Source organism: Methylophaga pinxianii (assembly GCF_020447225.1).
Classification (GTDB): Bacteria; Pseudomonadota; Gammaproteobacteria; order Nitrosococcales; family Methylophagaceae; genus Methylophaga; species Methylophaga pinxianii.
Genome location: NZ_JAJAEO010000119.1, coordinates 1 through 8,698, shown reverse-complemented (window position 1 = coordinate 8,698; position 8,698 = coordinate 1). Strand labels below are relative to the sequence as shown.

The window sequence follows — 8,698 nt, the reverse complement described above, 5'->3', positions numbered from 1 at the left end:
TAAGTCGGTGTTTTAAATTAAATACACGCTGAAGGTGGATCACTTTTATTCCGTTGTTTTAGGTCAAAAGTGGATCAGTTTTCACCCGTTGTTGACACTTACTGCCCGACGTCCGTATCAGACTCGTCATACGGCAGCAACGCTGTGGTTAGCTGCAGGCGAAGCACCTGAGTGGATAGCCCGTCAAATGGGACACACTACTACTGAGATGTTATTTCGTGTGTATTCAAGGTATGTCCCCAATCTAACACGTCAGGATGGCAGTGCATTTGAACGCCTACTGAAGAATCACATGCAAATCGCTTCAACTAAATAAGGAGTTTTCACCGTGACTGAAGAATTGACTTTCATTCCATTTTCGACTTACAGCCATACCGATAAATTGTGCCAAGCTTCTTATTTACTATGCATTATTTGCCGTATCGAACCAGGCAAAAATCAACTTGTATCTGCTATCGGACGTGGTGACGAATACTGTAACCATGAAGCTATAAAAACTTGGCTTGGAAACCGCTTAACAGAAATGGACGAAGAAGATTTGTTTATTCGTCAAGTCGAGCGACTGAGCGATAAGCTACTCGATAGATTACGCGAAGTACAAAATATCATTTACTAGTAATTATCACCCCAAGTGATCAACACGTCGCCCATGAGGCGGCGTGTCTGCTTGAACTTTATAGAGTTTAAATAGAATGAATAGTGTCTCCATATCAACCATACCCTAGCCTTCCAAAATGAAAACATCTTGCAAATAAAAGCCTAAACACCAAAAACTTCGAAGTGCTTGTTCAAAAACCAGAACGAAATCACAGTTTTGGCCTTGCGTGACTGTTTCGAGCTGCTAGATTGGGACCATATATATGGAGGAAACAATGTCCCAACAAACATGGTCACTAGGTATCAAACTATTTGGTGAGATCACCAACAGTGTTTTGCTCTCTGAGCGATTGAAAAACTGCTCCAGTGATTCTGAACGATTGTTATCAGCTATCGGCAAAACATTTAGTCGGCATCTGAACGAACAATTCAGCCATAAACTGATACCCAACACACTGATACACACTGAGAAATATAAAACTTTAGATGATTTGGTACTCGAACTTGAATTCGTCCAAAATAATCAGCAACAAAGCTTCGCTTTTGACGAAAGCAACGAAAGTATCTCTGACTTTTTTGAAGGGGTACTTGTTGAGGCGGCAAAAGTCATTGATGAAATTCATCAAAAAAATTCGGACTTTCCAGAACTTGTCACTGTAAGCTCAAAACCGTCCCAGAATGGGATTCAAACAAAGAGCGTGTTGTGCGCAGAGCTGGTTAACAAATTGCGACGCACCAATATCAAAATGGAGCCAGTAACCTTTGTTTTACCGAGTGGTAAAACATTAGATATGCATCTCAAAGGCATTCAAAACCATAGACTTCAAACCAGTGAAAAACAGCTAACCCTGACCGGACGCATGGTGGATTTTTCAGATATCGAAAAATTATTCAAACTGCAAGAAAATGGTATGCGTCTCGTCCATAAAATTACGACCTCATCCCTCTCAATCGAGGCGCGAAATAACCTTCTGGATGCCTTTAAAGCTTTTAACCTCATCACTGTCACTGTCAGACCTCGCATTAAACTGATTGGTGGCAGTGAAGAGCCAAATGACTATGAATTCATCGACTTCTCGATAGCTCAACAAAAAATTACTTAGATCTTCGTGTCATAGTTGAAATGCAACCATACGATTAGACAAAACAGTACTCGATTGACCGTTTGAAAGGTTTTCCAATTTGCAGGTAGAGCAACCAGTTTAATTAACGCATCTTTTTTCAGCTGCTCATCAGATGCAACCTCAAACTTCAGAGGGTGATTTCGTAGCTTGGCATTTAAGTCATCAGAAAGCGCGAATGCTGCCGGCAACATTAATTCGAATTTTGCATCATTCAGTGGCAGAAATGTCAGCAGCTTTAAAAACGCATTCAATGATGACTGGGACGAAAAACGCCAACTTTTGTTAAATTGCTTGTCAACATGCCAATTCGCTAAGTCCTCAAATGAGAAATCTAAAGCATCCATTGCAACTACCTCAGTCATCATCTTGTTCAGCAAAACTAGCAATGTATTAACCCTTTTTGCTTCAAGAAGATTCTCTTGGAATTTACTTCTTCCCGCAGACTCGTCGCCTCCGATGGCATCAGGATCTTCAAGTCGCACTTGGTAAAAATCAAACCGCGTTTTGGCCTGAATGTTCGCTGCATGGAGTAATACTTTTTCAACAACTTCAGATGAAAAATTATTTGAATGAGATGCACTGACGTTTTGCATCCTGGCATTTTGTACCAAAACTTTGTCAATCATTTGAATAGTTACTGGCTCGCTCATCTGAGTAAAGGTATAACGCCACGCATCGCCGTCATGGGTGGCTGGTTGAAGCTGATTCGTTAACAATGGAAAAAAATTTTTGATCGGTTCGCCGACAAAGTAAGCCTGCATATCGTTTCTGCTTTTATAACGTTCTCGACGCTTTTGCAGCGTAGACTCACTCTGCCCTAACATGTAAGCCATGATTTTAGGCGACAAACTCAGCTCAAATTGGTTATGAAGTGCTCGCCCCAAAATCTCTGGAAAATGGAAATAGCTAGACATTGTGGTGCGAATAGAGGCATGACCCATTACATCCGCAATTGCCTGAAGTTTGATAGTTGCTTCATCGTTTGATGACCACAATAATGGCAAATGCTTCGTGCCAAACCGTCCGATCAACCGGCGTGAAACCTTATTCCAAAGCGGATCGTGCAGATTGTAAGCGTATGCCACTAGCCGATTGGCAAAACTATGCCTCAGATGATGAAAGCGCGAACTTTTATCGCTACTGACATATTTCAATAGTTTGTTTAAATATTCCCGAGCTTTCTGTTTATTTATCGACGTTCTGGCTGATTCACCATCAAATAATAATAGCGTCTGGTGATCCTGTTGAATCCACCTCTCCGTTTCCAAGGTCAATATCTCCCAGACCTTTTCTTCCTGCTCACTTAACTTTCCAATGAGCGGTATTTGTCTGGTCGCTGAGCGAGTTTTTAGATCACCATGCACTGACCCTCGAATTTGTAGGAAAATTTTATTTTCATCACGCTGAACATCAATATATCTAAGCTTTAGCACCTCACCAAACCGCAATCCAAAACGATACCCTAGCATTAGAGTCATTATGTAACGTGCTTTTAACCAAGACGTTAAACCAACATCACTATTTATTGTATGGATGGCCTCGTCATACTCTTTGATTGTGAGAATATTTGCGTCAACTGACGGAGCGACCGAATTAAGTCCAGCGAATGCAAAGAGCCCTGACCAGCTAATGTTAGGTAACGCGAGATGTATCTGTAAAAAATGATGAAAGTCATACAAGCGTCCAAGATGATACTGCCTATCACCACCGCCAAATTCCATACACTCCCAATACAGTTCCTCGAAATCATCTTCATCAAAAGACCGTATATCGCCTCCAACAAGTGTCAGTATTGGATGAAAAATTTCAGAGGCATAACGCTGAATGGTTGGAAATGACAAGTTCTCTTTCATAAAACCAGAGTGACAACGAGCCACCAACCAGGCAATCAAAATTCTGCACGTTACACTTACTTCGTCCCGCTGAGAGTATCTTTTTAGCTGCTTTTCCAGTTTCGTTTTAAGCCCACTATTCTTTTTTTCTGTCCCAACTGGCTGAGTTAGCTCAACTTGTCTGAATATATATTTGATGTCTCGCCAGCACTGCGTTGCAGTCAAGGATTTTGAATGTGTCTGGCTCAATGCAGGAAGCCAATCTACGGCCTCATCTTCGACAACATTTTCAATGGTGTTCTTAGGGAAATATGACTTATCTTCTAACAATGTATTTAACCGGTGCAAAGGCAAATGTCTGCCCTCGGATTTAGGCAGCCAATAATTATGAAATGCACCAGGTAAATGCCAAGTATTTAAGGCCTGACCCAATTCGGAAAGTCGTCTAAATACATTGTCTTGAGTACACTTTAAAGCATGCTTTTTAAGGTATAGAACGAGCTGCCTTTGTAGCCCTCCAATGCCCTTTAATACTTGCTCTGAGCAATAATTATTTCGAATGTAAATAATACGTGACAGGGTCAACGAGTCAGGAAGCCACCTATGTTCTTTACATTCGATAATGCCTTCCTTCACACCAATTCGAAACATATCTGTGAATATATGTTCTGGAAGCATTTTTAGAGCTTCTGGTTTTGCTAGACCACCAAACACAGCAGCGGTAACAACAAGCTCAGCCAGAGACTGCTCAACACTATCTGGCTTCTGCTGGACAGAAAATTCTGATAACAACGAGAGCTGGAGTTTTTTAGAATTTTGCCGATCTTCGAAAATTTTCTGACTTATAACCGATGATTCCGCAGTTATGGTTCGAGCGGGACGAAAGTCTTCGATTGTCACTCCTCTTCGGCTTTCATTGACCAGCCAGCGTGATGCCAAGGTTGCACCACGCTGAATACTAAGGCCGGCATGATGACAATCAATCTTTATACGATAGAAGAATTGATTGACCTGCTCTTTTTGGAAGTACCTGTTGTTAGTCTTACTGAAAATATCGACTCTGGCGCTGGCCATTATTTGCTTAATCTGAATCTCATTTTGTACTCTTATCAAGCGACGTTTTTCGGGCCCAAAAGCTCTTTTTGACTGACTAATAAGCAGGGTTTGTTTGAATTTTTTCGGCAATCGGATCCGATCACGATTTTGCTTGAATGGACTCAAATGTTTCCAGCCCAGCTTTCTCATCGCCTGCTCAACCTCTCTGGCGAGGATCGCAAAATCAACAGCTGGTGCATGCCCGGCTCGTGGACCATGGCGATGAGACAATCCATGGATATGTCCAAGGTATAGCTCAACGATGCCAGATGGCACCCCATTATCAACAAGAAGTTGACACATCACAGAACGTCCAGCATTTGTCGGAAGCTCTGCAAATTGTTGCCAATAAGTCTGTAAACTTTTCTGAGTAACAGAAAAGTACTTCACTCCTAATTCATCAATCTCAAAAAATACTGGCAGATTTTTTGAGCTTCCTTCTAGACATCTCAAGATTTCCACACCGAGTTTCTGCCTTTTAAGGGATTTATCCCTGTATAGCCGCGCACCTAATTGCCTTAAATGGCGACGGTACGTTTTAAGCTGTGCTTGAGCGATTTTGGGAATAACCTGATATCGATATTTATGCCTTAGTGACACGACCTTATCACTGATGAGGCCCCCTTCGTAATTGATATCAAGCTCATCCCACCAGCAAAACGGATCACGAACAGGGCGATGACCCGTTGCAAACAGCATCATCGTCAGTGTGAAATACATCAAAGCGTTGTGTGTTTGAATAATATCGGCAGGATATCGGTTCAATTTGCTTTTGAGTTTAGCTGTAATGCCATCAACTAGGCCCTTAACATTTCCAGGAAGCTCAGTGCTTGATCCAAAATCGAAACCGAGCAAATCTTCCGGAATATTGAGCAAGGAGTCTGTCGTCTTTTGATAGACTTGAGTCAATTCATCATCTTTCAATACACGGTAATACATCAAAACTGGGGGTTCGTTTTTTAGATCACCTGCTAAAGTGGTTATGATCAGTGGATCTCTAGTTTGATAGGCCAATTCCGCTGAGAGTGCAGCAGCCAGTTTGGGCAATTTAAAACGATAACGTCCATGCCGGCGCCAGCTATTCAGCAAACTATGAACTTTGGAAACAAAACCACTTTCGCTTTGACCTGTTGCAGCGAGAAGTGAATCACTGCCAGCTAAATGCTCTGAATGCTGTTTAATCCAAGAACTCACTAGGATAGGTAGTAGCAGATAACATAGGGAGGGCTCTGCACTCTGTTCTGAACGAAATACTCTAGGCAACTCCGGTAATGCCTTTATCAACCTCCCTTGAAGATCAATAAAGCCAACCGCTCCCCATCTCGTGCTGAGGATTTGAATAAGTTCCAATCCCAATAAATAGACAAGAGCAATAGCAAAACCAATTACACTCTCACCAAACTGTTTCTTAAGCTGCAGTTTAAGCTGTGCAACAAACTCAGTCCTCTCCAGCTCATTTAGTACAGTCGTATCAACTCTTGAGAAGGTTTCAGATTTTTGAACCCAACTTTTGGCCTTGCGCACAGCATAATCAAAAATAATGAGATCATGCTCAGCTTCTGTATCAGATTCGAATACAGTTGTTTTAATCGGTGGCTCACCAGATTCAGCAGATGACTCATAAACCTGTTTAATATTTCCCGGAAGTTTTATTTCATTCCAAACGCCGTTTTTTTTGGAATCAATAATCGTCGTCGCAAGATCATTTTCTTTTCGAGAGCGCTTTGTTCTTTTTCTTTCAAAGCTTGCGAGATTTTGCAGAACATAAAATAGTTTATGCTGAGCTTTTGTGACGTTTTCAGTTTCGATAGTTTGTAGCTTTTCCCGAATTATGAGGTGATAGTCCTCTGAAGCATTGGTTAGGAAAGGCAGTTTTGATAACAAACGATATCTAGGATTAACTGATCTAGCAGATTGTCTGACTTCATGGGATGCGTCATCTCTTGCTGATGGTGAATTTTGTTCTGTGCAATAGAGTATTAATAGAATGCAGATCCCATCATATATTTCCTTGCATTCTATATCAGCAGATTGCATAACTGCTGAGGCTAGTGGCGATTTTCCATACAAGCCAAATGCCGGATTACCTTCACGAACTGAGCCTTGACGCCCAAGTCCTCTTTGTAGGAGATATTGTTGTGCAGTCTGTATCCGTTGTTTGTCTAAAAAGTCAGGTAACTCGGGTAATTTGTCAGCATGCAGTTCAGCAAGTGTTGACAGCTCAAACAACCGCTCGAACAAATCGACAATAGGTGGATAACGAATCGTTACAGCAAAATTTGCTGCTATTGATTCAAATATCGCTTCACTTGAGAAACTGCTCAGGGCCATTTCCAACCTGATTTACTAACCCTTGAATAGCTACTTCTAAAAGAGCGTAGTTGGAATACTATTTGTATTTGATTCAAGCTCTATCACACCTAAATTGACAAGTGTGGGTGAGGCTACCGAAGGAAATATAGATAGTGAAGCAATAACCGGATATTGGTCCAAGCCGGTTATCAAATCACGCAAAAAGACTTACTTTTCGGTTTGAGTAGTAAAACGAAAAAAATCCTATGCGGAGTGACCTGCCCCCACAATCTAGTCCAATCTCTGCTTAGTAATGTCCTGTTTGGTTCTGTTATTGTCATGACTGCCGGAAAATTCGATAGGTTTAATGAGATCTATTCCATTCGCTGGATTACAATACGAAGCGGCTTCATTAATTCAAAGATTTTCAACTTCATATATTAATAATCTATCTAACGAAATAATCTTAGGACAGATCTTTGGACACTCTACATACCATCTTGTTAGGCATCATTCAGGGCATAACAGAATTTCTACCTATTTCAAGTTCGGCACATTTAATTTTGGCTCCAATAGTTATGGGATGGTCAGATCAGGGCATTGCTTTTGATCTTGCAGTCCACCTTGGGACATTACTAGCAGTAATGTTGTATTTCTACCGAGATATAAAGAGGATAGCCCAAGATAGTTTTACCTCAGCCAAACATCGGCAGTTTATTGGCCAGGGAAGATTAGGATTATTCTTGCTAATAGGAACATTGCCAGCGGCAGTTGCCGGACTTTTGCTTCTGGATCTTATCGATAATCAACTCCGCTCCATTGAACTTATTTGTTTCACAACATTATTTTTTGGTTTACTTCTGGGGTGGGCTGACTGGCGGCCTAACCGAAATCGTCATATTGATACTCTGAACTGGAAAGATGCCTTACTAATAGGTTTGGCTCAAGCTGTTTCACTGATCCCCGGTACTTCACGTTCGGGTGCGACTATAACGGCTGGCTTGCTACTAGGACTTAATCGCGAAGCAGCTTCTCGCTTTTCATTCTTATTAGCCATCCCAATTACAGCACTTGCTGCTTCAGCAAAGCTTGTGGACGTAGCTGTCAGTGATGTGGATCTCAATTGGCTTTCTTTTGCCATCGGTGCCATTACGGCGTTTATCACAGCACTGACCGCTATCCATCTTTTTCTTAAATGGCTCAATCATTTCGGTTTGTGGCCTTATGTTATCTACCGAGTCTTTCTGGCTACTGTGATTTACTTTTTGCTTATTAAATAATGAATAAACAATAACTGATAAGCCAGCCTGCATCATTGCGTAACGCTAGCTTAGCTATGATATGTAGAATAGAAAGGGGGCGTTCCTCTTAGAGATATGTGCTCTACTATTCATGGTCGGGATGACCAAGCGGCATATCATAACGCTGTTGTCGATAAAGCCATGATGGCAGTAAAACATGGGCTAGAGCTTCGTGTGCATCTTCTTCTGAAGCCGTTCCAAGAATTTTTAGTTGTCTTGTAGCAGGAGAATAATGGCCTTCAAGCGCTTCATTTTGTGGCCTCAAAACGGTCACCTTTTCTCCCTGCATCAATGCAAAATAATCAGCAAACTGCATAAGAGCTCGTCCTGTGGATTGATGCTCTTCAGGGCGGCTCAAGTCACGTCCGATCATCGGCGTTTCAGCTGAAATGCCCATCAGCGACAATAAAGTCGGGGCCATATCAATCTGACTTGCCACTGTCTTAATTCTCTTTGG

At 41.7% G+C, this 8,698-nt stretch carries 5 protein-coding genes and 1 pseudogene; 4 read left to right on the top strand and 2 right to left on the bottom strand.

Going from position 1 to position 8,698, the window contains the following annotated elements; genetic code table 11:
• The first annotated feature begins 88 nt into the window (after positions 1 to 88).
• From LGT40_RS01195 to LGT40_RS01185, 3 genes are all read left to right on the top strand, one after another.
• On the top strand, positions 89 to 316 hold the full coding sequence (locus LGT40_RS01195) for a site-specific integrase (RefSeq protein WP_226069728.1): 228 nt from the start codon (positions 89 to 91) through the stop codon (positions 314 to 316).
• 12 nt (positions 317 to 328) lie between these two features.
• The gene (locus LGT40_RS01190; protein ID WP_226069727.1) at positions 329 to 616 is read left to right on the top strand and encodes a hypothetical protein; all 288 of its coding nucleotides are present in this window, start codon (positions 329 to 331) and stop codon (positions 614 to 616) included.
• A 256-nt stretch (positions 617 to 872) separates the two neighbouring features.
• Positions 873 to 1,700: a hypothetical protein gene (locus LGT40_RS01185; RefSeq protein WP_226069726.1), complete on the top strand. Its 828-nt coding sequence runs from the start codon at positions 873 to 875 to the stop codon at positions 1,698 to 1,700.
• Here LGT40_RS01185 and LGT40_RS01180 read toward each other — a convergent pair.
• Entirely contained in the window at positions 1,697 to 6,979 is a 5,283-nt protein-coding gene (locus LGT40_RS01180) for a site-specific integrase (protein ID WP_226069725.1), read from the bottom strand. The two genes, LGT40_RS01185 and LGT40_RS01180, sit on opposite strands and share 4 nt — an antisense overlap.
• A 440-nt stretch (positions 6,980 to 7,419) precedes the next feature.
• Here LGT40_RS01180 and LGT40_RS01175 point away from each other — a divergent pair, with 440 nt between their 5' ends.
• A complete protein-coding gene (locus LGT40_RS01175; RefSeq protein ID WP_226069724.1) occupies positions 7,420 to 8,220 on the top strand; it encodes an undecaprenyl-diphosphate phosphatase in 801 nt (266 codons plus the stop codon).
• A 106-nt stretch (positions 8,221 to 8,326) separates the two neighbouring features.
• On the opposite strand, the pseudogene LGT40_RS01170 reads toward LGT40_RS01175, so the two are convergent.
• A pseudogene (locus LGT40_RS01170) lies at positions 8,327 to 8,698 on the bottom strand (LTA synthase family protein); the annotation flags it as partial.

Excerpts from the sequence above, each read along its gene's own strand:
- LGT40_RS01185 (WP_226069726.1), top strand. The coding sequence starts at position 873 with ATGTCCCAACAAACATGGTCACTAGGTATCAAACTATTTGGTGAGATC.
- LGT40_RS01180 (WP_226069725.1), bottom strand. The coding sequence starts at position 6,979 with ATGGCCCTGAGCAGTTTCTCAAGTGAAGCGATATTTGAATCAATAGCA.